The sequence below is a fragment of the Neorhizobium fuzhouense genome, assembly GCF_042611105.1.
Lineage (GTDB): Bacteria > Pseudomonadota > Alphaproteobacteria > Rhizobiales > Rhizobiaceae > Neorhizobium > Neorhizobium galegae_A.
This window is the reverse complement of sequence record NZ_JBHFFP010000004.1, coordinates 114,247-138,257: the sequence shown is the minus strand read 5'-3', so window position 1 is coordinate 138,257 and position 24,011 is coordinate 114,247. Positions and strand designations below refer to the sequence as shown.

The window sequence follows — 24,011 nt, the reverse complement described above, 5'->3', positions numbered from 1 at the left end:
GTGCCAACTGAGCGGACACCCGTTGCCGAACTGAATGCCAACGGCGCGCCCGATCTGTCCGCCACGCTTCTGGATGATCCCGAACTGCTCAGGCGGTTCGGGATTACCCGGGTCGGGGATGTGACGGATCTGGACGTGATCGGCGTGCCGGTATGGTTTGCGGTGCGGCCCAATTCGCGGGGTCTTTCGGTGGCGCAGGGCAAGGGCTTGAGCGTGGGGCAGGCAAAGCTGTCGGCCGTGATGGAGGCGATCGAGGGTGCGGTGGCTGAAGAGACCGGGCGTCATATTGCCGAGCAGGGCACGCCCGAGGCGCTTGTCGCGCGCGGCCTCTGCCCGGTGCCGCTGGAGCGCATTGCCCGCGTCAACCCGGATCATTTCGATGCAGGCCGCGCTCGCGCGTGGGTCAAGGGATTTTCTGTCCGCGACAACCGCGCAGTGTATGCACCCTATGAACTGGTCGGCATGGATTTTCGCGCCGATTTTCCCTGGGATCGCCAGGCCTTCCAGATGACATCGCACGGGCTGGCGGCCGGTTTTGACGAAGACCGCGTCGTGCTGCATGCGCTGCTGGAACTGGTCGAGCATGATGCCTGCGTTCTGATCGACACATTCGAGAGCCGTGCGCTCGGCATGCGCCCCTTGTCCGTTTCACCAGGTCAGTTCCAGCCTCTCGACGGCTTGCTGGCGCGGCTTGAGAGCCTGAAACTTCAGGTGCGCTTCTTCGACCTCACCGGCGCAACCGGCGTGCCGGTCATTCTGGCCGGCATCGAGCGGCCGCTGATGTCGGACCATGGCCCCGGCCAGCGCCATTCCGCTGGCATTGCCTGCCGGCTTGACCCGCTGGAGGCCGCCCTTGCCGCCCTTCTGGAAGCGATCCAGTCACGCCTCACCGATATCAGCGGTGCGCGCGACGATCTGTCGCCGGAACGCTACCGGCCGGATTTTTCGGCCCGTTTCAGCAATGTCGCGACAGCCGGAAAAGGGGTCGGGTTCCCGCCAAAGCTTGATCTTTCAGCCGGTGGCGGGCAGGGCCCGGTGTGGCGACGGCTCGCCAGACACCTGTTTGATGTCGGCATTCGCGATCTCTACGTCTTTCCGCTGGATACCGGCACACCCGGCATCCATGTCGCAAGAGTGCTTGCGGATGGACTTTCGGCCGGCAATGCGGGCCTCAACCGGCTTTCCCTGAATACGCTGAGCGGGTTTTTGAAATCGTGACGATAACGTGCCATACGGTGGTGTTTGCCGGGCCTTCGATACATGGCCTTGATCTTTCCTCCTTGGCGGGGCTTGCCTTTCGCGGGCCTGCGGCCTGCGGCGATCTTTTGTCGGCCGTGCACGATGGCGCGCAGGTGATCGGCCTGATCGACGGGCTCTATGGCGATTGTGCCGCCGTCTGGCACAAGGAAATCCTGTTTGCCCTGTCGAAGGGCGTGGCGGTCATCGGCGCGGCCAGCATGGGGGCGCTGCGGGCGGCCGAATGCGCAGCCTTCGGCATGACCGGCATCGGCAGGGTTTTTGAAGACTACCGCGATGGCCGCCGCGTCAGCGACGCGGATGTGGCGCTGTCACATGCCCCTGCCGATCTCGCCTACCGGCCGCTGACCCTTGCCCTCGTGGACGCCCAAGCCACCATCGAGAGGCTCGCGGACACCCTTGGCGAAGACGATCACGCACGGCTGATGGCCGCCGCATGCCGGCTGCATTTTTCAAGGCGCACCTGGCGCGCCATTGCCCGGGAAGGCGGTTTTGCGATGGAGATGGCCGACCGGCTTGCGGGGAACGCCTTTTCGGTCAAACAGGCGGATGCGGTCGCCTTGCTGAACCTCCTTCAGGACGGGACCCTTTGTGCCCCGCCCGCCGGCACCTGGCGGTTTCAGGACACGTTGTTCTTCCGCAGCCTTCTCTCGCGCCTACAAAGTGGGAGCCGTACCTGATGTCACAGGTGCCGCCAGCCCGCCTGCTTGCCGATTGTGGCGGTTTGATCGAAAAGCTGGGCATTTCCCTCCCTTCCGCCTTCTTCGGTGGGGAGAGCTTTGATCGCTGGAGCCGGCCTTTGGCTCCGATCGGCAATCTCATCGCGGCGCTTCCGGCCGGGATCGCGCTTTTTCTGGTCGTGGATCGCCAGCGGCTTGCAGAGGCGGAGCGGTGGTTGGCGACACTGCCTCTTGCGGTGTCGGTGACGCTGGTGCCGCTCGATATGCCGGAAGGGGCGCGCCAGAGCCCCTGGATGCAGGATCTCCTTCATGTGCGAGACCTTGCGGGCAACCACCTGTCGGGAGGCGAAATCTTAAGCCGTCCCGGCACTGCCGTCGGCCCGGCGCTTGCCCGCTCTCTCGGCTGGGAGGCCGTTTCGGTGACGGTGGAGCTTGATGGCGGAAACCAGCTGGTGGGCGAGAATTTTCGGATCGTCGGCGCGGCAAGCCTCGAGCGCAACGGGCTTTCAAGCCCCCCGCCGGAGAGTGCTGCACCGGCCGACCTTGGTCTCCTCGAAACGCTGGACGATCGGCCCGTCCACCTGTTCGGCTACCGGGCGGCGGGCGGCACGCGGCTGCACCAGCCGGGTTTTCATGTGGACCAGTTCGTCTCGGTAACGGGCCTTTCGCGGAACGCCCGCCCGCTGCTTCTGGTGGCCGAGCCACGCCTTGAAGGTGGCGGTGAAAGCCGGCTGGTCGAACAGGCGCGCAGTCAGCTCGATGCCTCTGCCGTCTCTCTGGAGCGTCAGGGCTTTGCCGTCATCCGCAACCCGGTGCCCTTTGCCGTGACGCCGGATAGCGGCAAGAGACTGGCGCGGCTTTACAACAATGTCCTCCTTGAAAACGTGGTGCGCAAGGGGCGGGAAAAGCCGCTCGTCTGGCTGCCGCACTTTGGTGATGTCGAGGCGCTGTCTGCTTACGACGAGGCCAACCGGCATCTCTGGCAGGATCTTGGCTTCGAGGTGATCGGTGTTTCCGGCTGGAGCCATCTCGCCAGCCGCAACGGCGCCCTGCGCTGCAGCGCAAAAGTGCTGCAAAGGCTGAAGACGGGGTCATCGTCATCCCTTCCAGACGGTGCGACTGCGGTGTGACGCCCGCGTGACGCCTGCCATGTTCTTCTCTTCTCGAAGCAGCAGATCACGCCTCCAGGATCTGCTCCTTCAAACGGGGTGGCACCGTTCCAACCTTGCTCACGCGCCAAGAGCCGCAGGCTCCCTGGTGCAGTGGTAAAGGAACGGCAGGTCGGAGAAGAGCATGATGCACGTGATGGAGACCACAGATCTGCAGGTGGAGCCCAACCGTCGGGAACTTCGCACGGTTCTCGATGCGGCGCCGATTGCGCTCTTCTGGGCCTCGCTGAAGGATTTCAATGTCCGTTCCGCCAATCATGCCTTCACCGATAAGTTCGGCACTCTGGATGGCTGCTTCACGTCGGTGGAGCAATGGCTGGATGCAGCCTGCTGCCATCCGGAGCAGCGCCATCGCGCGCGGATCCTCTGGCAAAACCTGCGCAACGGTAACAGCCTAGGCAATGCGGCAAGCTCCGGCATCGAGCTTGATCTGCGCTGCGCCGATGGCACGATCGTCACCACGCTCCACCGTGGCACGGTCGACCGTTACGAGGGCATCGCGATTGCGACGTTCGAAGACATCTCCCAGTGCAAGGCTGTGGAACATGCCCTTCGGCGTATCGCGCTGGAGGATCCGCTGACCGAGCTTGCCAACCGGCGGGCACTGAGCGATCGCTGGCATTTCGAGCTGCGCTGGCATGAAAGCCATCCGTCCCTGTCCATCGCCGTCCTGCTGATCGACCTCGACCGGTTCAAATCGATCAACGACAAGTTTGGTCATGATGCCGGCGACGAGGTGCTGAAGACGGTTGCAACGCGCCTGCGGGCGGTCGTGCCGCCAACGGGCATCATCTCTCGGCTGGGGGGCGACGAATTCGCGGTTTTGCTGCCGGGGCTCACCTCAGGCGCCGAGGCTGAGCTGGTGTCTCGGCGCATCTGCAGTGCACTTTCGCAGCCCTTCACTTGGGAGGCGAAGCAGCTATCCGTCGGGGCAAGCCTTGGTATCAGCTGTTACCCTCAGGATGCCGGCGATCTACAGACCCTGATGCGCTATGCCGATCAGGCGCTTTACCGGCGCAAGAAGACAGGCGAGGGCGGATGGGCCTGGTTCCGCGGGGCCTTCTCCGGAAGCCGGAACCCGGCCTGACGGTGGCTCAACGCCTGTCAGGCAGCGTTTTCGACGTGTCGCTATACGTCATCAGGCGCTTTTCGACTGCGGAGGACGTGCAAGGCTTGGGCTTGGCCTTCCGAAGAAATAGCCCTGCAGATAGTCGATGCCTAGCGCTTCCAACTGCGCCACCTGCTGTGCTGTCTCGACACCTTCCGCCACGATGGCGATGCCGAGTTTTCGGGCAATGAGGGCGGTTCCCTCGATGATGGCGTGGCCATGGCTGTCGAGCGCCTGGACGAAAGACCTGTCGATCTTCAGCGCCTGCACCGGCATTTCATGTAGGCGTGACAGCGACGAATAGCCGGTGCCGAAATCGTCGATATGGATTTCGACGCCATAAAGATGCAGTTCAAGCAGGACTGCCTTGATGATCGACTGCCGGCGCGTATCGAAAATGGATTCCGTCACCTCCAGCACGAGATCCTCCGGCCGCGCCTGATGGCGCTCCAGCATGGAGCGGACCACCTCGAAAAAGCCCGGGGCGATCAATTGGCGAAGCGACACGTTGACGGCAAGGCGGCGCGGGCCTTCGGGATCGGCCGTTCGGGCGATCTCACGCAGCGCCGTGTCCAGCACAAAGGCGCCAATCGTCACGATCTCGCCCGTATCCTCCGCAATAGGAATGAATTCGTCGGGACTGACCAGACCGTAATCCGGATTGTTCCAGCGCAGCAGCACCTCATGGCTATGCACCGCATGGGTGCCCGCCTGAACCACCGGCTGGAACACCACCGAGAACTCGCGATTGGCAATGGCCTGCTTGAGGGCCTGGACGAGGGCCAAATTGCGCTCCTGCTCGGCCAGCAGCGTCTTGCGGTAGATCTGGGTAACGCCGCGCCCCTTGCGCTTGGCATCGCCGGCGGCGAGGTCGGCGCAGTGAATGGCGTCCGTTACTCGGAGGCGGTCGCTGCCGGTCGCGGCGACGCCGGCGCTGAAGCCCACCTGCAGCTGGCGCCCGGCAACACCAATCGGCTCCTCCACCGCCGCGCGCATGCGGTCCACCAGCGTGCAGCTCCAGTCTTCCGGACGCTCCTGCGGTGTGCGGACAATGGCGACGAACTCGTCGCCACCCCAACGGCCCAAAGCGCCATGGGGCCCAAGTGCCCGATTCAACCGCCTTGCCACTTCCGCCAGCACGATATCGCCAACCGTATGGCCCAGGCCGTCATTGATCTGCTTGAAACGGTCGAGATCGATGAAGATCGCCGCAAAGCCGGCTGACGCACTGACGCTTTCCTCCTGCTCGGCGCACCATTGCATCAGGCCGCTGCGGTTGAGAACGCGGGTCAGTGGATCCTGCGCCGCCAGTTCCTTCAATTCCGCCGTGCGCTGGCGCACCCGTGCTTCCAGAGTGGCGTTGAGGTTTTCCAAAAGGCTGCGTTCAGCCTCAAGCTTCTCGACGAGATCATTGTTGCGAAACTGCAGCTCGAAACTCTGTCTGAGAACCTGATGATTGTTGCGGTGTGCAATCAGCATCACGATGGTGAAGATGACGCCCAGGACCGCCATCAGGTGTTCCGGCTCCCTGGCAAGGGCAAGGGCGAGTGAGCCCTGAAGCAGCATCACCGAAATATAGATCCGGCCGATCATCCGTTGCGAGGCCAGAATGCCGGTTGCGCCGGCCGCAAGTGCCGGAATGATGACAAGCGCCGCATGCCGGCTTTCCTCATTTCCCGCAAGCACGGTCGAGGCCGTGATGATCCCCCACAGACCGGCTGCCGTCAGAAGGCCTGCGGCGTAGAGAAACAGGTGCGGCCGCAACTGGGCCTGGGTGATGTCGGGCTCGTCCCGAAGGCGCTTGATGACAAAGAAGGAATGCGTCAGCCGCGCCAGCGACAGCACCGATAGCGCCACCAGCCATTGCGCCAGAAAGCTCTCGCTCATCTCCTCGGACGGCCAGATGATCAGGACGAAACCGAAGCCCGCGGCCAGATTGACGGTAATATTGGCGAAGTTGTTGCGAAACGCCAGACGCACAAGGCTGACATAGAGCCACCTCTTGAAAGATCTGGCGTCTTCGGCCTTGTCCAAAAGCTGGTTTTTCGCAAACAGGATGCTCATCGCGCGCGCTTTTCTGCCATCCCTCAGGTCTCCGAAGGTTTTAGCACCGAAGCGCCTGTGCAACCAGACCTTGCTGAGACGACCATCACGATGCAATTGCCTACACATATATATAAGCAAAATACGAAATAAACGGTAAGCGGATAAGCTCTGAATTGCATCATGTTCTATAGTCTATGATGCCGCGCTGGAAGAAGACCGGCGGGAACTTGGCAAGGGCCTCGGGTGAGGCGCGCCACCGAATGCGGGCAAGGAGAGAGCCGTGGTCGGGCCGCGGCCTCTCCGTCATTGCCGTGGAACGGCCTTTCCGGCAGACCGTGTTGCGACTTTGCCGGACATTCGCGGTTGCCTATCGGATGCGCTTGCCGCTTGCGTCGAACAGCAGCAGATCCCGGCTGTCAAAGGCAAGCGCAAGCCGTTCGCCGCCCGGCACGGTGACGGACTGGGAGAGCTTTGCGGTGACGAGTTCGCCACTGCCGCGGCCATGGACCAGCGTCTCGCCCCCAAGGTACTCGATCATTTCGATCTCGAGCGTCAAGGAGCAGTCACCGTCCGGGCGGAAGGCTTCCGGCCGCAATCCCACTGTAACGGGCGTTCCGGGTTCCAGGCGGGTCGTGATCGCTTTCATCGGCAGGATCGTGTCGAATTCATCCAGCCGCACTGCTGGCTGGCCATCCGTGGAGACCGCGACGGCCGGCAGAAAGTTCATTTTCGGCGAGCCGATGAAACCCGCCACGAACCGGTTGTTGGGATCGTTGTAAAGCGTGCGCGGCGATCCCACCTGCTCGACCATGCCGGCGCGCAGGACGACGATCTTGTCGGCCAGCGTCATCGCCTCCACCTGGTCATGGGTCACATAGATCATGGTGGTGCCGAGCTTCTTGTGGAGCTTTGCAATCTCCATGCGCATGTGGACGCGCAGTTCCGCATCGAGATTGGAGAGCGGCTCGTCAAACAGAAATACTTTTGGATGGCGCACGATCGCCCGGCCGATCGCCACCCGCTGGCGCTGACCGCCGGAAAGCTGCCCGGGCTTGCGCTCCAGCAGCGGTTCCAGTTCCAGAATGCGGGCCGCTTGCATGACCTGGGTGTCGATATCGGCCTTGGGAACTCCGGCAAAGCGCAGCGCAAAGCCCATGTTCTGACGCACGGTGAGGTGCGGGTAGAGCGCGTATGACTGAAAGACCATGGCGATGCCGCGCCGCGACGGATCGGTGTCGTTCATCCGCTCGTCGCCGATGATGAGATCGCCGCCGCTGATATCTTCAAGGCCCGCAATCATCCGCAGCAGCGTGGATTTGCCACAGCCGGAGGGGCCGACGAAGACCGTGAACTCGCCCGGCTGGATGTCGAGATCGACACCCTTGATCACCTCCAGTGATCCGTAGGATTTCCGGATGCCTTGCAACGAGAGCGCGCTCATGCAGTCTTCCTCTTTTTCACACGGCGGACAGCGAAAGGGTGCGCGGCTTAAACCGCGCCGATGAGACGGTGACGTCGATCGAACCAACCTCTCCTGTCGATTCCAGCCAGAAACCGGTCGCGCCACCGGTGAGAACCGGATTGGAAGGACCAAGCAGCTTTGCCGGGCCCTTTACCGTCACCTGGACCGGCTCGTCGAGGAAGGGAAGCAGATTGCCGGTCTGGTCGAGCGCCCGCACGATCACCCGCACCTGGTCCTTGGTCGCGGCCGGCAGCGTCTGATCATCGGCCACCACGTCGAGACGCGTCGGTACGGCGCCGCCCGACATTTTCACCGTCGCGACGGGCTCGCCATTGCGGTAGCCGATCACTTCGCCATCCTGCCAGGCCATGCCCCAGCTTCCCAGTTCCTCGGCGGAAAAATGCCGACGGTCGATGACGACTGGCGGATGGGGAAGGTGCGGATAGCTGTCGCGATCCGGTCCGACGCGCTTGCGCAGGTGGCTGCCATAGACGAATTCCACTTCGTCGCAATTCGTCAGCACGATGAGCGGCATGATGCCGCCGATATTGCGTTCGCCGCGCGCCCAGAAGGTCACCGGCTTCAGGATGATCTCCTCTTCCGGGGCGCACTGGCTGGCATAGACAGAGGCGGCAAACTTCGGCTCGCGGAACATGTCCATCACGCCGTGGTGGCAGATGCGATCGCCCGAGCCGAAATCGCGGTGGGTGTTGTAATCGAAGGCGCACCAGCCGATGGCACCCGAGATCGAGGGATCGCCGTACATGGCGTTCAGCACCTGCAGGTGGCGCGTCACATGTTCGGCCTGGCGGGCTTCCTGGTCATGGCGTTTGGTCGGATACATGTGGCCGTTGAACTCGGTCACCATATAGGGAACCTTGGTCGGCAGGCCGGTGCAGGCCTGCTGGTCGCGCAGCGGCGTGCGGGCATGATTGGCGCCCGGCATTTCCTCGCTGCCGAGATAGAAGTCGTTCATCGTATAGACGTCTTCGAGGAACTCGCTGTCGGTGATGAAGCGCACGCCGCCGGTCTGGCGGGTTGGGTCCGTTTCCCGCGCCACGCGGTTCGTCTCGGCGTAGAAATCATAGTTGTCCTGCGACTCGTTGATACGCACGCCCCAGAGGATGATCGAGGGGTGGTTCCAGTCGCGGGTGATCATGCGCTCGACATTGCGCACCGATTCCGCCTGCCATTCCTTGTCGCCGATATGCTGCCAGCCAGGAATTTCCTCAAACACCAGAAGCCCGATGCGGTCGCAGTGGTCGAGGAACCAGGGCGATTGCGGATAATGCGAGGTGCGCACCAGATTGCACTTCAGCTCGTTCTTGACGATTTCCGCATCGCGCTCCTGGGCCCGCCTGCCCATGGCATAGCCCGTATAGGGGAAGGCCTGGTGACGGTTGAGGCCGCGGATCTTCAGAAGCTTGCCGTTGAGCTTGAAGCCGCTTGCGGTGAATTCTGCCGTGCGGAAGCCGAAGCGGGAGGCGTAACTGTCTTCGCCGGCGTCGCTCTCAAGGCGGGCCTCCGCCGTATAGAGGACCGGATGATCGGGCTCCCACAGCGACAGGCCTTCAAGACCGGTGAAGGTAAAGGTGTGGCGAGCGGCCGCCACATCCAGTGTCTCAGAAGCGATCACGCGCTCGCCGTCCTTCAATGCCACGGTCAGCCGGCCGGCAAGGGCCGCATCCGACGGATTGGCAAGATCGACACGGACGGTCACGCCCTTCGCGTCGGAGAGCGTCTCCTGCGTCTCGATCTTCAGCTGACCGATGGAGACAGGCGTCGTCACCTTCAGCCAGGCATCGCGATAGATGCCGGCATAGGTGAGGTAATCGATGCGACCGCCAAACGGCGGGATGTCCGGGTTCTCGCTGCCGTCGATGCTCACCGTCAAAAGGTTGTCGCCCGGCTTCAGCCTCCCGGTGAGCCGCGCTTCGAAGGGCGTGTAGCCATCCTTGTGGGCGATCACGGCCTCGCCGTTCAGGTAGACATGCGCATTGGCCATGGCGCCGTCAAACACCACGGAGACTTCGCGCCCGTCGAACTCCGGCTGCCAGGCCAGGATCTTCTGGTAGGTGAAGGGCCGCTGGTAGCTTGCCTCGTCGAAATAGTTGAACGGCAGGTCGAGCGCATTGTGCGGCAGGCGAACCGTCTCGCCCTTGGCAAGAGCCGTTTTCGAAGCCTCGTCGAAGCCTTCGGAAAAAATCCAGTTGTCGTTGAAAAGACGGGTCATGCGCATCGCAAACATTCCTATTTCACGGAGCCAAGCATGCCCTGGACGAACTGGCGCTGCATGGCAAAGAAGACGAAAAGGGTGGGAAGGGTGGCAAGGATGGTGCCGACCATCACGGCGCCGTAATCGGGATAATAGGCCGAGGCCAGCGATGAGACGACGAGCGTGATCGTCTTCGTCTCATTGGATTGAAGCACGATCAGCGGCCACAGATAGTTGTTCCAGCTGGTCATAAAGACGATGACGAAGGCCGCCGCATAGGTGGAGCGCATCACCGGCACATAGATGAAGAGAAAGATCTGCCATTCCTTCAGACCGTCGATCTTGGCGGCATCGCGCAGCTCGGCGGGAAAGGCCTTCGAGGCCTGGCGGAAGTAGAAGATGATGAAGACCGAGGCGAGCGTCGGCAGCACGATGGCGATATGCGTATCGATGAGCCCGGCGCTTGCCATCATCATGAAGAGCGGGATCATGATGGAGGCGAACGGCACCATCAGCGTCAGCAGGATGACGGAATAGATCCGGTCCCTAAGCCTGGAGCGGAACATCTCGAAGCCGTAACCGGCAATCGACGACACGAGGATGGTGACGGCGGTGCCGAGGATCGCAATCTTTGCCGAGTTCCACAAAACGACCGGCACATCCACCTGCGCCACGAAGGAGCGGATATTGTCGAGGAGCGCTGCGCCGGGGGTGACCTTGCCGGTGTTGATATCGGCGGTGATGTTGGTCGCGCCGATGAGCATCCAGAAGAAGGGGAAGACGGATAAGAAGGCGGCCAGCGACAGGAGGCCATAGCGCAGGCCACTGCCGAGGCGGGCGGTGAGGCGGTCGCTCATCAGTCGCTTTGTCATCGCCGCTCCCTCACCGCATAAAATTGCAGGAAGGACAAGAGCGCCACCAGCACCACGATCACATAGGAAATCGTCGCGGCATAGCCGAAGTTCGGCATGAAGCGGAAGGTGAGGTTGTAGATATAGAGCGACAGCGTCAGCGTCGCGTTCGAGGGACCACCTTTGCCTTCCGTCAGGCTGTAGACCTCGTCGAACAATTGCAGCGTGCCGATGGTGGAGGTGATCGTGGTAAACAGGATCACCGGCTTCAGCATGGGCACCGTCAGATAGAAGAAGCGCCCCCAGGAGGGGACACCGTCGATACGGGCGGCCTCATCAATGGAGCGGTCGATGTTCTGGAGGGCTGCGAGGTAGAAGATCATGTTATAGCCGGTCCAGCGCCAGGTGATGGCGGTGATGACGAGAACCTTGGCCCAGAACGGGTCGGTCAGCCAGTTGATCGGCTGGTCCATGACGCCAAGGCCGATCAGGGTGCGGTTGACGATGCCGTCGACGGAAAACATGCTCTTGAACAGGATGGAATAGGCCACCAGCGACGACACGCAGGGCAGGAAGATCGCCGTGCGGAACAGGCCGGAAAACCGGAGTTTTGGATTGTTGAGCGCATTGGCGATGATCAGCGCCAGGACGATCATGATCGGCACCTGGATGATGAAGAAGGTGATCGTGTTGGTCAGCGCCTTCCAGAAGATCGGATCATTGTAGATCCGCACCAGATTGCCGAAGCCGGTAAACTTCATCATCATGCCGCGGCCAGAATAGACCGACAGCGTCAGCGACTGCACGATCGGATAGAGCAGAAAAATTGCGATCAGCGCCAGCGCCGGGCCGATGAACAGCCAGCCGTTGACATCGTAATACCGCTTCAGACCGCTGTGCCTGTTTCGTGCCGTGAAGATCGCCACCTGGGCCTCACCCTGAACGCTTTGCCGTGAAACCGGCCACCCGCTTTGCCCGCAAACCCTGCGGCAATCCTGCCGCAGGGTAAGGGCCGCCGGCTGAATGGCGCCGGCAGGAGAGGCCTGTGAAGGACGTTACTGGATCTGCGTCTTGGCCTGCTCTTCGATGTCCTTCAGCACCGCATCCACCGGCTTTCCGGCAATCAGCGCCTGCAGATTGGCGGTAACGGCATTGTCGAGTTCATTGGTGAAGATGCCGTAGTTGACCGGCGGAACCTTTGCCAGCCAGTCGGCGAAGCGCTGCCAGACCTGCTCGCCGCCGAAGAAGGCATCCGACTGCTGGTAGACTGCGCCGGACCGGGCCGCGGTCAGGGAGCCGACCGCACCGCGATCGGCCAGGATCTTCTGGTAGAAATCGATATCCTTGCCGTAGATTGCGCCGAGGAAATTGATGGCCTCATCCTTTTCCTTGGATTTTGCCAGCACATACCAGCTCGAACCGCCAAGGTTCGATGCATTGGTGGCGCCGGCCATGTCGAGACGCGGGGTGGGGGCGACGCCCCATTTCCCGGCCTGCGCGGCCTGTGCCTTGATCGTGCCGGTAATCCAGACGCCGGTGACGACCGAGGCGACGTCGCCGGATGTGAAGCCCTTGACGAAATCGTTCCAGCCGGTTGCAGGCTTGACGATGCCGGCCTTGACCATCTTGGCCTGGGTCTCCAGTGCTCCCTTCAGCGCCGCATTGCCGGTCACGTCCAGCTCGCCGTCGTCGTTGAAGTACCACTTGCCGCCCGACTGCATGATGATGCGTGTCATGCCGCCATCGTTGAGGTCTTCCGTCGTCATCTTCTTGCCGGTCTTGGCCTCGACGGCCTTGCCGATCTCGATGTAGCGGTCCCAGGTGATGTTCTCGAGGTCGGCGGGCTTGAAGCCCGCCTGTTCCAGATAATCCCGGCGATAGAAAAGCCCGGTAACGCCGCTGTCGAAGGGCACGCCGTAGGTCTCGCCTTCCAGCGTCATCAGTTGCACCTTGTATGGCGCAAAGCCGGAGTAATCGATCTTCTTGGTCATCGGCGCAAAGGCGCCGGGGAAAGACTGCAGATATTTTTGCGCGCCGTAATCCTCGATCAGCACGATGTCCGGCAGCGCATTGCCGGTGCCCGAGGCAAGCCCCGTCTGCAGCTTCTGCTCCACATCTGCCTTGGCAAAATCGACAATGTTGAACGTCGTGCCCGGATGCGCCTTCGTATAGCGTTCGCCGGCTTCGCGCATGATGGCGACGTTGAAATTCGGGTCCCAGCACCAGATGGTGATTTCACCGGCAAAGGCGGGCGCCGCCGCCATGAGGCTTGCGCCAACCCATGCTGCACGCAGGGTCCATGTCTTCAATGGCAATCTGTCCATGTTTTCCTCCCCGAAAACATCAAGCTGATGGCGATCCTCCGCCCGGGCCAGACCTAAGCGGAAAAGAAATCCGATGGCAAGAAAAGTTTTACTAAATATTTTTTGCAAGTGCGAAGGCACAGGTGAGCAGGCGCCGCGGCCCGCTGGCGCGGCCCGTCGGTAAGAGGTCGTTATGCTCAGGAAAACAATGCGTTAGATGATGGGCTTGCGGCAGCTTTCGCGCCAGATCATGTCCGTCGGCAGCATCACGTGCTTGGCGTATTCGCGGCCCTGGATGCGCTCCACAAGAAGGTCCACGGCCGTTTCGCCAATGGCTTCGCTGAGGATGCGCATGGTCGACAGCGGTGGGCTGAGGAATTGCGCGACGGGGATGTCATTGTAGGAGACGACGGCAATATCGTTGGGAATGGACAGTCCGGCCTCCTGGATGGCCCTGTAGGCGCCGATCGCCAGATTGTCATTGGCCATGACGAGGGCATCGGGCCGTGTTTCCCGCGCCAGGATGACCTTTGCCTGTTCATAGCCGACTTCCAGGCGCAGGTTCTGGCCATGGCGGTGGTCTTCCGGGGAACTCAGCGCCATCAGCTCTGCATCAAAGCCGCCGCGCTCGCGCTGCCACTCGATATAGGCCCGGCAACGCCGTTCGCCGAACATGCCACCATCGGCGCTGACCGGATCATGGGCGCCGATGAAGGCGATGCGCTGGTAACCGGCACTTGCCAGCCCGTCGAGGATCTTTCGGGTGGCAAGGCCGAGATCGCTGCACACATAGTCGAGATCTTCCCGGCGCGGCACGAAATCGGCAAAGACGAGATGGCGGGCATGCTCGAACAGCCAGGCGATTTCCTGGCGGGAATGCTTGCCGACAACGATGGCACCGGAAACGCTCTGCAGCAGTGCCCCTGCCGTGACGGCCTCGGAGTGAAAGACCTTGACCGCCTCGATGCGGTATTCCCGGCAGCGGTTTTCGATGCCCAGGCGCACACCGATATAATAGGGGTCGATCAGTTCCTCGGAGGGCTCGAGGAAATGCACGATGGCCAGGCGCGGAATGGCCAGAACCCGGTTCGGCAGTTGCAGTGGCCCGGCCTGGGCGCGGTTGCGATTGCGCGGTGTCGCATAATTGAGCGCCTCCGCCGTTTCGATCACCGCCTGGCGCTTGGCGGGCGAGATCGACAGCGTCGGATCATAGTTCAGGACGCGCGACACGGTGGCGGGAGACACGGCGGCGGCCTTGGCGATTTCCTTGATGGTGACCATGCATTTTCCGGACCGGCAGTCGCCGATCCGCTTCCAGGCAGCGTTTAGTAAATTTTTCCGGTTCGGTCATAGCCCATAAAGGCCCGGGATCGAAAGGGCTGCCGAGTACAATTTCAGCATCTGCAGAAGCATCACCTTCGAGGCACGCCATCACCGGAGGGCCTGTGGGTTCCTCAAATGGTCGTGGAGCGCGAACAGGCATTGCCTGTTCAACCCGAACCGCCAAAAATTACGCTGCACTGCGGCAATCGGCGCAACTTTATTTCATGATACCCCGACATCTTTTTCCAGTTTGGAAAGTCAGGAAAAAATATTACTGTTTCCCCAGTCCTCGCGGGGGCGGCAGGCTTTACAAGGGTGTCCTAACGGATATGAGGAATGCCGTGTTTCCGGATAAGCTGCGGGCAAATGCCCACATCTTGGCCGCAGACACGGCTGAACAGGTCCTATGGTGAGCCACCGCGTGGAAAGAACAACAAGATAAACGGGCTGCGCGATTTCAAATCCAGACAACCGGCACAGGCGGCAATCCCGCTTGTCATGCCGATGGGAGACTTCAATGAACTTTAAATTTGGTTTTGCTGCGGCACTGCTCGCAGCCTCGTTCCTCTCGACCACCGCCGCCAGCGCAAAGACCTTCGTCTATTGCTCGGAAGGTTCGCCGGAAGGTTTCGATCCGGGCCTCTACACCGCCGGCACGACCTTCGATGCCTCGGCGCATCCGGTCTACAACCGCCTGCTCGAGTTCAAGCCGGGCACAACGCAGCCGGAAGCAGCGCTTGCCGAAAGCTGGGACATTTCCAAGGACGGCACGGTCTACACATTCAAGCTGCGTCCGAACGTCAAGTTCCAGACCACCGATTTCTTCACGCCGACCCGCACGCTGACCGCCGATGACGTGATCTTCTCCATCGGTCGCCAGATCGACGAGAAGAGCGCCTGGAACAAGTACATTTCCGGCGGCACCTGGGAATATGCCGATGGCATGGGCTTCCCCAAGCTCATCAAGTCCATCGAGAAGGTCGATGACCTGACGGTCAAGATTACGCTCAACCGTCCGGAAGCACCGTTCCTCGCCAACCTTGCCATGCCGTTCGCATCGATCCTGTCCAAGGAATATGCCGACAGCCTGGAAAAGGCCGGCAAGAAGGAACAGCTGAACCAGAACCCGGTCGGCACTGGCCCGTTCTCCTTCGTCGCCTATCAGCAGGATGCCGTCATCCGCTTCAAGAAGAACGCCGATTACTGGGGCACCGCCCCGAAGATCGATGATCTGGTATTTGCCATTACCACCGACGCTGCCGTGCGTTACCAGAAGCTGAAGGCCGGCGAATGCCACCTGATGCCGTATCCGAACGCAGCCGACGTCAAGTCGATGAAGGCCGATCCGAACCTGAAGGTTCTGGAGCAGGAAGGCCTCAACATCGCCTACCTCGCCTACAACACCACCCAGGCGCCGTTCGACAAGCCGGAAGTGCGCATTGCGCTCAACAAGGCCATCAACAAGAAGGCCATCGTTGACTCGGTCTTCCAGGGCATGGCTGCGCCGGCAACCAACCCGATCCCGCCGACCATGTGGTCCTACAGCAAGGAAACCAAGGACGACACCTACGATCTCGACGCGGCCAAGAAGATGCTGGCCGATGCCGGCGTCAAGGATCTGTCGATGAAGATCTGGGCCATGCCGGTTTCGCGTCCCTACATGCTGAACGCCCGCCGTGCGGCCGAAATCATGCAGGACGACTTTGCCAAGATCGGCGTCAAGGTCGAGATTGTCTCCTACGAATGGGCAGAATACCTGCAGCGTTCCAAGGACAAGAACCGTGACGGTGCCGCCATCCTCGGCTGGACCGGCGACAACGGCGATCCGGACAACTTCCTCGACACCCTGCTCGGCTGCGATGCCGTGGGCGGCAACAACCGTGCGCAGTGGTGCAACAAGGAGTTCGACGAACTGGTGAAAAAGGCCAAGGTCACCTCTGACCAGGCTGAGCGCACCAAGCTTTACGAACAGGCTCAGCTCGTCTTCAAGAAGCAGGCTCCCTGGGCAACCATCGACCACTCGCTCGCCGTCGTTCCGATGGCCAAGGGTGTGACCGGCTTTACCCAGAGCCCGCTCGGCGACTTCACCTTCGAAGCGGTCGACATTGCTGAATAATTCGCTGGTCTAGCGAAGATGCGGCCGCGGAATGGCGACATTCCGCGGCCTTTGCTCAAAGATCGGCACTTCGGGAAAGGTGTCCGGTCGGGGAATGGCATATGCGGCAGGCCATGGCCGTCGCGCTCATACCTTGCTTTTCAAGAATAAAAAAACAGGTCTCCACCATGTTTGGCTTTCTTCTGCGGCGTATCGCCGTCCTGATCCCGACCTTTATCGGGGTTTCCATCATTGCCTTTGCCTTCATCCGCCTGCTTCCGGGCGATCCGGTGGCACTTTTGTCGGGCGAACGGGTGATGTCGCCGGAGCGGCATGCGCAGATCAGCGCCCAGCTCGGGCTCGATCGTCCCATGGTGATCCAGTACCTCGATTACCTGCGCGGCGTGGTGACCGGTGATTTCGGCACCTCCATCGTCTCCAAGTCTCCCATTCTCAAGCAGTTCCTGGCGCTGTTTCCGGCGACGGTCGAGCTGTCCTTCTGCGCCATCCTGATTGCCGTCGCCCTTGGCATTCCTGCCGGCATCATCGCCGCCATCAAGCGGGGTTCGGCGCTCGACCAGTCGATGATGGGCGTCGCGCTTGTCGGCTATTCCATGCCGATCTTCTGGTGGGGCCTGCTGCTGATCATCCTGTTTTCCGGCATCCTGCAATGGACGCCGGTCTCGGGCCGCATTTCGCTGATGTATTTCTTCAAGCCGGTGACCGGCTTCATGCTGATCGATTCGCTGCTGTCGGGCCAGAAGGGGGCGTTTTCGTCCGCCGTCAGCCATCTCATCCTGCCTTCCGTAGTGCTCGCCACGATCCCGCTCGCCGTCATTGCGCGCCAGACGCGCTCGGCCATGCTGGAAGTGCTGTCGGAAGATTATATCCGCACGGCGCGCGCCAAGGGCTTGTCGCCGTTCCGGGTCGTCAGCCTGCATGCGCTGCGCAACGCCATGATCCCCGTCATCACCACGATCGGCCTGCAGATCGGCGTGATGCTGGCGGGCGCCATTCTCACCGAAACCATCTTCTCCTGGCCGGGCATCGGCAAGTGGATGGTCGATAGCGTGTTCCGTCGCGATTACCCGGTGATCCAGGGCGGTCTTCTTCTGATTGCCGGCATCATCATGGTCGTCAACCTGATCGTCGATCTGCTCTACGGTCTCGTCAACCCGCGCATCCGCCACTAAGAAGGAGAAAATCCCATGGCAGACACAGCAAAGACCCAGCCGGTCACCAGCGCGGCTCTGCGCCGCCAGATGCTGGCCGAATTCTGGTTCTATTTTTCCGAAAACCGGGGCGCCGTGATCGGCCTCTTCGTCTTCATCGCCCTTGCCATCATCGCCGTCCTTGCGCCGGTCATTGCGCCGCATTCACCGTTCCAGCAGTACCGCGAATTCGTGCTTCTGCCGCCCGCCTGGCTTGCCGGCGGCAATACCAGCTTCCTGCTCGGTACTGATCCGGTCGGTCGTGACATTCTCTCGCGCCTCATCTACGGCGCACAATATTCGCTGTTCATCGGCCTTTTCGTCACCACGCTGTCGCTGACCGGCGGCATCCTGGTCGGGCTGATTGCCGGCTATTACCGCGGCTGGGTCGATACCGTCATCATGCGCCTGATGGATATCATCCTTGCCTTCCCGTCGCTGCTTCTGGCGCTGGTTCTGGTCGCCATCCTTGGACCGAGCCTCACCAATGGCATGATTGCCATTGCGCTGACGCTGCAGCCGCATTTCGTGCGGCTGACGCGTGCTGCGGTGATGGCTGAAAAGTCGCGCGACTACGTGACGGCCGCACGCCTTGCCGGCGCAAACCCGTTGCGTCTGATGTTCCGCACCATCCTGCCCAATTGCACCGCCCCGCTCATCGTCCAGGCGACGCTCTCCTTTTCCAACGCCATCCTCGATGCCGCAGCACTTGGCTTTCTGGGCATGGGCGCGCAGCCGCCGGCGCCCGAATGGGGCACGATGCTTGCGGAAGCCCGCGAATTCATCCTGCGCGCCTGGTGGGTGGTGACCTTCCCCGGTCTTGCCATTCTCATCACCGTGCTTGCGATCAACCTGATGGGTGACGGGCTGCGCGATGCGCTCGATCCCAAGATGAAGAGGTCCTGATCATGGCGCTTCTTGAAATCGAAAACCTGACCGTCGAGTTCGAAACGGCAACCGGCTGGTTCAAGGCGGTCGATGGCGTGTCGCTGTCGGTCGAGGCCGGCGAAGTGCTGGCCATCGTCGGGGAAAGCGGCTCGGGCAAATCCGTCTCGATGCTGGCCGTGATGGGGCTTCTGCCTTGGACGGCAAAGATTACCTCCGACAAGATGCTGTTTCAGGGACGCGACATCCGCAACATCCCTGACACCGAGCGGCGCAAGCTGATCGGCAAGGACATGGCGATGATCTTTCAGGAGCCGGTGGCAAGCCTCAACCCCTGCTTCACCGTCGGCTTCCAGATCGAGGAAGTGCTGCGCATCCACATGGGTCTCGGGGCCAAGGAACGTCGCGCCCGCGCCATCGAGCTGTTTGAGCTGGTCGGCCTGCCCAACCCGGCCGAGCGCCTCAACCATTTCCCGCACCAGATGTCCGGTGGCCAGTGCCAGCGCGTGATGATCGCCATGGCGATTGCCTGCAACCCGAAACTGCTGATCGCCGACGAGCCGACGACGGCACTTGACGTCACCATCCAGAAGCAGATCCTCGATCTCCTGATGACGCTGCAGGCCGAGCATGGCATGGGCCTCATCATGATCACCCATGACATGGGCGTGGTGGCCGAAACCGCCGACCGGGTGATCGTGCAATACAAGGGCCGCAAGATGGAGGAGGCCGACGTGCTCTCGCTCTTCGAAGCGCCGAAAAATGCCTATACCCGCGCGCTTCTCTCGGCCCTGCCGGAAAATGCCACCGGCAAGCGCCTGAGCACGGTGTCCGATTTCATGGCGACCGCCAATCTTGCCGGCACAGCAGCAGGAGATGCACGATGACCGCCGCCCCCTCTTCCTCCGTGCCGATGCTGGAAATCCGCAACATCCGCCAGGATTACCATGTGCCGCAGGGCCTGTTCAAACCGGAGAAGATCGTCCATGCGGTAAAGGGCGTTTCTTTCAAGCTGGACACCGGCAAGACGCTGGCCATCGTCGGCGAAAGCGGTTGCGGCAAGTCGACGCTTGCCCGCATCCTCACCTTCATCGATGAGCCGACGGCTGGCGAATTGCTGATCGAGGGCAAGACCGTCGATACGCGCCCCGGCCACCTGACGGCCGAGATGCGCCGCAAGGTGCAGATCGTCTTCCAGAACCCCTATGGCTCGCTCAACCCGCGCCAGAAGATCGGTGACGTCCTCGGCGAACCGCTCGCCATCAACACAAAGATGTCGGCGGCGGAACGGCGCGAGCGGGCAACCGAGATGCTGGTGAAGGTGGGCCTCGCGCCCGAACACTACAACCGCTACCCGCACATGTTCTCCGGTGGCCAGCGCCAGCGTATCGCCATTGCCCGCGCGCTGATGATGAACCCGAAGCTTCTGGTGCTCGACGAGCCCGTCTCGGCGCTCGATCTTTCCGTGCAGGCGCAGGTGCTGAACCTGCTTGCCGACCTGCAGGAAGAATTCGGCCTGACCTATGTCTTCATCAGCCATGACCTCTCGGTCGTGCGTTACATCGCCGATGAGGTGATGGTGATGTATTACGGCGAAGCGGTGGAATACGGGACGCGCGACGAGGTGTTCAGCAATCCGAGCCACCCCTATACGCGCACGCTGTTTGCCGCGACCCCGCGCGCCGACGTAGAATCCATCCGCGCCCGCGTCGAAAAGAAGCGCGCCGCCCGCTGATCCTATCGCAACGTCACCCGGCAATCAGTAGAGGATGCCGGGTGAACTCTTCTGGCATCACGACAGGTCGTGCAGATCCTTTCCGAGCGGATCGGTGACGAAAAAATCGGAAAAATGGACGGCAAGCCCGGCCCGTTCCGGCGTGCAGCACATCGGGCCGACGCTGTAAAACTCAGCCTCCGGAAACGGGCAAAGGCGTACCAGCGGCCAATGTTTGCCGTCCGCCGATGCCTGAAGTCGCAGCGAACCCTTTTCCACCGTGATCCGCAGGAAAAAATCGCTGGCATCGTCCGCATAAGGTGCGGTTGCCCAATCGGATTGGCCAAGGGTCAGCACGCTGCCGAGGCAGGCGACATCATCGGAAAACTCGATGCCCGCCTTCAGCCAGCGCTCGTCATCGATGCGCACCATCAGGCCCGCCTGATCGTAGAGATGGTCATAGTTGGCGCGCACGCGGATCTGCGCCGTGAAGGCGCCGGCGCGGCGATGGCCGAAAAAATGGCCGCTGTCGCGGGTAAAGCCGTAATAGGTCTTGCGCCAGAAATCGCTGCCCTTGTCGGTCACGACATGCAGGTCATTGCCCTTGAGCGACCATTTTTCCGGCGCGTTCAGCCATTCGCATGTTTTAAACAATGTCATTATGCTTCCTCCTAGCCGGGACGTTTTAGACAGCACCATCCGGTTTTCCAAGCCGCGCACAGTGTCTATGGAACGGAAAGCACTCGCGGTTGCCGCCCCGTCGGTGCATAATGGCCGCCATTCCATGAAAGCTGTCCCATGCCGCAGACGAATTCCCGCATCGATCCCTTGTTTGACACTCACGGCACCAAGAATCCGCTTTCCGTGCTGAAAGAGATCTATGGCTACCCGGCCTTTCGCGGAAGACAGGCGGAAGTGGTCAACCGTGTGGTGTCCGGTGGCGATGCGGTCGTGCTGTTTCCGACGGGGGCCGGCAAGTCTTTGTGCTTCCAGATCCCGGCGCTCTGCCGCAACGGCGTCGGCATCGTCGTCTCGCCGCTGATTGCACTGATGCGGGATCAGGTGGAGGCGCTGAAACATCTGGGCGTGAAGGCCGCCGCCCTCAACTCGTCGCTCACCCGCGAGGAATTTCTCGATGTGCGCCGGGCCGTGAGCGAAGGCACGCTCGATCTTCTTTATGTGACGCCCGAGCGCATCGTCACACCCGCCTTCAAGGAATTGATGGCGGGCGCAAGAATTGCACTTTTCGCCATTGATGAGGCCCATTGCGTCTCGCAGTGGGGGCACGATTTCCGGCCCGAATATCGGGAGCTTGGCCAGCTTGGCACGCTTTATCCCGGCGTTCCCCGCATCGCGCTGACGGCGACCGCCGATCCTCATACCCGCGAAGACATTATCGACAGGCTGGGGCTGCGCACGGCCGAAGTGTTCACCACCTCGTTCGACCGGCCGAACATCGCCTATGAAATCGTCGAGCGCGACCAGCCGCGCCAGCAGCTGTTGCGGTTTCTCTCGCGCCATACGGGATCGAGCGGCATCGTTTATTGCCTGTCGCGCGCCAAGGTCGAGGATACGGCCGCCTGGCTGAATGAGCAGGGCGTGCGGGCGCTTGCCTATCATGCCGGCATGGACCGCTCCGTGCGCGATGCCAACCAGGATGCCTTCCTGAAAGAGGAAGACCTGTGTCTGGTCGCAACCGTCGCCTTCGGCATGGGCATCGACAAGCCGAACGTGCGCTATGTCGCCCATCTCGATCTGCCGGGATCGGTGGAGGCCTATTATCAGGAAACCGGTCGGGCTGGCCGCGACGGCCTGCCCTCAGACGTCTGGATGGCCTATGGCATGGCCGATGTCATCCAGCGGGGCCGGATGATCGATGAGGGCGGCTCGAGCGACGAGATCAAGCGGGTGGAACGCGCCAAGCTGAACGCGCTTCTCGGCATCTGCGAGACGCCGGGCTGCCGCCGCCAGGCGATCCTGGCGCATTTCGGCGAGGCGCATGCCGGCCAATGCGGCAATTGCGACACCTGCCTGAAGCCGGTGGAAACCTGGGATGGCACGGAAGCGGCGATCAAGGCGCTGGCGGCGATCTATCGCACCGGCGAGCGCTTTGGCACCGGACATCTGATCGACGTGCTGCTCGGCAACGTCAACGAAAAGACCACCCGCTTCGGGCACGCGGATATGCCGGTCTTCGGCGCCGGCAAGGATATCGCGTCAAAGACCTGGCAATCGGTCTATCGCCAGTTGCTGGCCGCTGGCCTGATCAGCGTCGATCACGCAGCGTTCGGCGCGCTGAAGCTGGAGCCGGAGGCGCGCGCCGTGTTCAAGCGCGAGCGGGGCGTGCGCTTTCGCAAGGACCGTCCGACCAAGGGCAAGGCGTCGCGCACTGCCTCGCCCAGTTCGACCAATGCCCGCTCGGCGCTGGAGGGCTCGGAGATGGAACTTTTCGAGGCGTTGCGCGTGGCACGACGGACGATCGCCAAGGATCTGGCCGTACCGCCCTATCTCATCTTCCCGGATACGACGCTGGTGGCCTTTGCCAAGGAGCGCCCGACAACCGAGGACGAGCTTCTCGCCATTTCCGGTGTCGGCCAATCCAAGCTGGAGCGGTATGGCGAAGCGTTTCTCGGCGTCATCCGCGCCTTCGAGGGCTGAAGGCGGCGCCGCGGTCCTTGCTGCCGGTCACGTGCGTCAATCGGCGGCCGAGCCGTCTTGCGCCGATCTCGCCTCCACCTCTGCCGAGGAGGCAAGACCGGTGCGCAGCGAGTGGCCGGAAAAGCGCGTCACCCGGTCGGTTGTGGACAGGTCCCCGCGGATGCCGGCCGACAGCGCGGTGCGCTTGACAAGGCGGGCGATCTCCCGGTCGTTCAAACGCTCCGGCCCGACCTTTGTCCCTTGACCGGTCACCCGGCGAAACAGCGGCCCGCGGCTGATGCGCGACAGTGACAGCCAGGTTTCGAGCGCAAACACCGGGCAGCTGGCATCCGATGCGCCCCGGCCGATGTCGAGCGTGCGCCAGCCCGTCCTGTCGCGCAAGTTCACCTGAACGCCCTTGTCGAGGATTTCGATCCAGCCGCAGCCATCGGCGCTCTGGCCACGGCCCGCATCGAGACCGACGATTTCGGAGCGGCGCAAGCCGGCGGCAAAGCCGATCAACAGCATGGCCCGATCGCGCAGGCCCCGCAGCGTGCCCCGGTCGAGCGTTTCGATCATCGCCAGCAAGTCGTCGCGCATCACCGCTTCCTTCTGGCGGGGCGGGCAAGCGCGCTGGCCCCGAATGCCGCCAAGAACCGTGGCAATATGCGGATCCTTGCGCTCGAACGGAACGCCCCGCTGTGCGTAGTTCCAGGACAGCGATGACAGCCGACGCTCGATGGTCGATACCGAATTGGTCCTGGATGTCGGGTCCGCTTCACCACGGGCGCAGGCCGTGAGATAGCGACCGACGACCTGCGGATCGGGCAGCATTGCATCAAGGCCGCTGCGACGGCACCAGGCGGAAAAATGCTTCCAGTCGGCGCTATAGGCGCGCCGCGTGTGGGCCGAACCGGATGCTTCGACGGAGCCGCGCTCTGGCTGGGGTGGATGCGACTGCGACGTCTCGGCCGCAGAGAGCACGTCCGCATCCTGCCTCTCGTCTTCAACGGCCTCGGCGGCGTCAGGGGTGGTGATTCGGTTCATGCCGTATC

Annotated in this window: 19 protein-coding genes; 10 read left to right on the top strand and 9 right to left on the bottom strand. The window is 62.0% G+C overall.

The features are described 5' to 3' along the window. The 4 genes from ACEXP3_RS09390 (at position 1) to ACEXP3_RS09375 (ending at position 4,193) form a co-directional block, all read left to right on the top strand. Positions 1 to 1,218 carry a YcaO-like family protein gene (locus tag ACEXP3_RS09390; RefSeq protein WP_377297019.1) on the top strand — a complete coding sequence of 406 codons (1,218 nt, stop codon included), beginning with the start codon at positions 1 to 3 and terminating at the stop codon, positions 1,216 to 1,218. Continuing rightward, positions 1,215 to 1,937, top strand: a complete 723-nt coding sequence (locus ACEXP3_RS09385; RefSeq protein WP_377297018.1) for a TfuA-like protein — start codon at positions 1,215 to 1,217, stop codon at positions 1,935 to 1,937. Before ACEXP3_RS09390 ends, ACEXP3_RS09385 begins: the two co-directional genes overlap by 4 nt. Further along, positions 1,937 to 3,067 carry a hypothetical protein gene (locus ACEXP3_RS09380; RefSeq protein ID WP_377297017.1) on the top strand — a complete coding sequence of 377 codons (1,131 nt, stop codon included), beginning with the start codon at positions 1,937 to 1,939 and terminating at the stop codon, positions 3,065 to 3,067. Before ACEXP3_RS09385 ends, ACEXP3_RS09380 begins: the two co-directional genes overlap by 1 nt. A gap of 163 nt (positions 3,068 to 3,230) precedes the next feature. Then, a complete protein-coding gene (locus ACEXP3_RS09375) occupies positions 3,231 to 4,193 on the top strand; it encodes a GGDEF domain-containing protein (protein WP_210107028.1) in 963 nt (320 codons plus the stop codon). A 51-nt stretch (positions 4,194 to 4,244) separates the two neighbouring features. On the opposite strand, the gene ACEXP3_RS09370 is transcribed toward ACEXP3_RS09375, so the two are convergent. From ACEXP3_RS09370 to ACEXP3_RS09340, 7 genes are all read right to left on the bottom strand, one after another. After that, positions 4,245 to 6,278, bottom strand: coding sequence for a putative bifunctional diguanylate cyclase/phosphodiesterase (locus ACEXP3_RS09370; protein WP_377297016.1), 2,034 nt, complete (start codon positions 6,276 to 6,278; stop codon positions 4,245 to 4,247). A 349-nt stretch (positions 6,279 to 6,627) separates the two neighbouring features. Next, the gene (locus ACEXP3_RS09365) at positions 6,628 to 7,701 is read right to left on the bottom strand and encodes an ABC transporter ATP-binding protein (RefSeq protein ID WP_377297015.1); all 1,074 of its coding nucleotides are present in this window, start codon (positions 7,699 to 7,701) and stop codon (positions 6,628 to 6,630) included. A 16-nt stretch (positions 7,702 to 7,717) separates the two neighbouring features. After that, positions 7,718 to 9,961: a glycoside hydrolase family 2 TIM barrel-domain containing protein gene (locus tag ACEXP3_RS09360; RefSeq protein ID WP_377297014.1), complete on the bottom strand. Its 2,244-nt coding sequence runs from the start codon at positions 9,959 to 9,961 to the stop codon at positions 7,718 to 7,720. Positions 9,962 to 9,972: 11 nt separating this feature from the next. Beyond that, positions 9,973 to 10,809 (bottom strand): carbohydrate ABC transporter permease, encoded by an 837-nt coding sequence (locus ACEXP3_RS09355; protein WP_377297013.1) that lies wholly within the window; start codon positions 10,807 to 10,809, stop codon positions 9,973 to 9,975. Next, positions 10,806 to 11,708 carry a carbohydrate ABC transporter permease gene (locus tag ACEXP3_RS09350; protein ID WP_377297197.1) on the bottom strand — a complete coding sequence of 301 codons (903 nt, stop codon included), beginning with the start codon at positions 11,706 to 11,708 and terminating at the stop codon, positions 10,806 to 10,808. Before ACEXP3_RS09350 ends, ACEXP3_RS09355 begins: the two co-directional genes overlap by 4 nt. Before the next feature lie 135 nt (positions 11,709 to 11,843). After that, positions 11,844 to 13,112 carry an ABC transporter substrate-binding protein gene (locus tag ACEXP3_RS09345; RefSeq protein ID WP_377297011.1) on the bottom strand — a complete coding sequence of 423 codons (1,269 nt, stop codon included), beginning with the start codon at positions 13,110 to 13,112 and terminating at the stop codon, positions 11,844 to 11,846. Between the two features lie 192 nt (positions 13,113 to 13,304). Further along, positions 13,305 to 14,372 carry a LacI family DNA-binding transcriptional regulator gene (locus tag ACEXP3_RS09340; protein ID WP_377297009.1) on the bottom strand — a complete coding sequence of 356 codons (1,068 nt, stop codon included), beginning with the start codon at positions 14,370 to 14,372 and terminating at the stop codon, positions 13,305 to 13,307. Positions 14,373 to 14,931: 559 nt separating this feature from the next. Between ACEXP3_RS09340 and ACEXP3_RS09335 the strand changes: the two genes are divergently transcribed. The 5 genes from ACEXP3_RS09335 to ACEXP3_RS09315 all read left to right on the top strand — a co-directional run bounded on the left by ACEXP3_RS09335 (position 14,932) and on the right by ACEXP3_RS09315 (position 20,340). Beyond that, positions 14,932 to 16,530, top strand: coding sequence for an ABC transporter substrate-binding protein (locus ACEXP3_RS09335; protein ID WP_377297008.1), 1,599 nt, complete (start codon positions 14,932 to 14,934; stop codon positions 16,528 to 16,530). Positions 16,531 to 16,697: 167 nt separating this feature from the next. Further along, complete coding sequence (locus ACEXP3_RS09330) at positions 16,698 to 17,702, top strand: ABC transporter permease subunit (protein ID WP_210107021.1); 1,005 nt, start codon at positions 16,698 to 16,700, stop codon at positions 17,700 to 17,702. Positions 17,703 to 17,717: 15 nt separating this feature from the next. Then, positions 17,718 to 18,626 carry an ABC transporter permease subunit gene (locus ACEXP3_RS09325; protein ID WP_377297007.1) on the top strand — a complete coding sequence of 303 codons (909 nt, stop codon included), beginning with the start codon at positions 17,718 to 17,720 and terminating at the stop codon, positions 18,624 to 18,626. A 2-nt stretch (positions 18,627 to 18,628) separates the two neighbouring features. Next, positions 18,629 to 19,492 (top strand): ABC transporter ATP-binding protein, encoded by an 864-nt coding sequence (locus tag ACEXP3_RS09320; protein ID WP_377297006.1) that lies wholly within the window; start codon positions 18,629 to 18,631, stop codon positions 19,490 to 19,492. Further along, positions 19,489 to 20,340 carry a dipeptide ABC transporter ATP-binding protein gene (locus ACEXP3_RS09315; RefSeq protein ID WP_377297005.1) on the top strand — a complete coding sequence of 284 codons (852 nt, stop codon included), beginning with the start codon at positions 19,489 to 19,491 and terminating at the stop codon, positions 20,338 to 20,340. Before ACEXP3_RS09320 ends, ACEXP3_RS09315 begins: the two co-directional genes overlap by 4 nt. A 57-nt stretch (positions 20,341 to 20,397) precedes the next feature. Here the strand turns inward: ACEXP3_RS09315 and ACEXP3_RS09310 are convergent, their stop codons facing one another. After that, positions 20,398 to 20,979: a DUF1349 domain-containing protein gene (locus ACEXP3_RS09310; protein WP_377297004.1), complete on the bottom strand. Its 582-nt coding sequence runs from the start codon at positions 20,977 to 20,979 to the stop codon at positions 20,398 to 20,400. 138 nt (positions 20,980 to 21,117) lie between these two features. On the opposite strand from ACEXP3_RS09310, the gene recQ reads away from it, so the two are divergent. Continuing rightward, positions 21,118 to 22,977, top strand: a complete 1,860-nt coding sequence (gene recQ, locus ACEXP3_RS09305; RefSeq protein ID WP_377297002.1) for a DNA helicase RecQ — start codon at positions 21,118 to 21,120, stop codon at positions 22,975 to 22,977. A 36-nt stretch (positions 22,978 to 23,013) separates the two neighbouring features. Here the strand turns inward: recQ and ACEXP3_RS09300 are convergent, their stop codons facing one another. Beyond that, positions 23,014 to 24,003, bottom strand: a complete 990-nt coding sequence (locus ACEXP3_RS09300; protein WP_377297001.1) for a site-specific integrase — start codon at positions 24,001 to 24,003, stop codon at positions 23,014 to 23,016. Positions 24,004 to 24,011 lie beyond the last annotated feature (8 nt).